Consider the following 1,469-nt stretch of genomic DNA (forward strand, 5'->3'; position numbering starts at 1 on the left):
ACCCATTTGCGCAACGTCTCAGCAGTACAACCTATCTTGGAGGCTATCGATTCCAGTACCGCCCATTGCGACTCATACTCCCTTTGGTGTTCATACAGCAATCGGACAGCCCGTTCACGAACCTCCGGTGAATATCTTACTTGTTTTTTTATTACTCTATCCTCTCAAGAAATAGAGTCTCCTGTAAACCCGGGGCGATTCAAAAAGACATCTTTGTCCAATAGACTAACCATAAGACTGGAGAGCATAGTCATGAAAGCCCCTGATTTTCGGAAGCGGTTGGAAAAGATATCGCAACTTAGCTGTGGTCAAAAAGAACAGGTCAGGCATTGCTGGAGCGAGGTGACGCCACAAGCTGCGGTCGTGAAGTGGCTTGAGAATTCTTTGAACCGAGTTGCCCGGCCTGCCAGGCGGATCACCCCTATCGTTGGGGGCAACAAACGGAGTTGCAGCGTTCTCGCTGTTGCGCGTGTAAGCACCCGTTCACAGCCGTATCGGGAACCCCTTTGACCTGTCTGCGGCATAAGGAACAGTGGTTGAATTACAACGCGGCGTTGATTGAAGGCTTGACCGTGCGTGCGAGCGCCAAGCGATGCGGGATCGTCAAAAATACCAGTTTCCACTGGCGCCATCGGTTCCTGGCTTTGCTGGCTGGCTACCAAAGCCAACCACCTTCAAGGAGGGATCGTCGAGGTGGATGAGACTTTCTTTTCCTCTTCCTGCAAAGGTCAACCCCATCTGAATCATCCACCGTACAAACGCGGCAAGCAAATCCATGCACGTGGCACGAGCAAAGACCCGGTGCCGGTGTTGGTGTTGGTGTTGGTGTTGGTGTTGGTAGTAAGCGACCGCTCTGGCGTAACAGCGGATTTCATGCTGACTGAGATTGATAAGAAGACAATTGAACCTCCTGTGCAGGCTATTCTCGCGAAAGATGCCATTTTCTGTAGTGATGGCGCTGCTGTCTACCGGTCTGTGGCTCATAGCCTCGGAATTACCCATCGCCCCGTCAATCTCTCTGCTGGGATTCGAGTCATTGCTGGTGTTTACCATATCCAGAACGTTAATTCCTACGACAGCCGACTCAAACAGTGGATGAAAAGATTTCATGGAGGCGCGACCAAGTACCTGGATAATTATCTGGGTTGGTGTAGATGGTTGGAACGTTGGGGCGAACACAACTCGCCAATCGTTCGGCTCCAGGCCGCTCTCGCACGTGAAAATCAACTTCAATTATTAATGCAGACTTAGCCTTTTTTAACATTCATCTCAGTAAGTTAATACCCTTTAGTAAGCACTTAATTTCCTACGACCCTTAAAATATTTCAGCTCATCGCATAAATAAACTATGATGACAAATCAAGAGAGAGTCTTAGAAGCTGTCTGGCAAAACGATTTCCATTAGAATCAAGTATTTTTTGATAGTAAGCTAAGAGATGTCATACAAAACGGATATAAATGATGAGGAA

At 48.2% G+C, this 1,469-nt stretch carries 1 protein-coding gene and 1 pseudogene; one reads left to right on the forward strand and one right to left on the reverse strand.

Going from position 1 to position 1,469, the window contains the following annotated elements; translation table 11 throughout:
- On the reverse strand, positions 1–152 hold a 152-nt coding region (locus BLW34_RS15935; protein ID WP_256203837.1), incomplete at its 3' end, for a transposase.
- A 100-nt stretch (positions 153–252) separates the two neighbouring features.
- On the opposite strand from BLW34_RS15935, the pseudogene BLW34_RS15265 reads away from it, so the two are divergent.
- Positions 253–1,251, forward strand: a pseudogene (locus BLW34_RS15265) (IS1595 family transposase).
- Positions 1,252–1,469 lie beyond the last annotated feature (218 nt).

This window comes from Nitrosomonas sp. Nm58 (assembly GCF_900107335.1).
Lineage (GTDB): Bacteria > Pseudomonadota > Gammaproteobacteria > Burkholderiales > Nitrosomonadaceae > Nitrosomonas.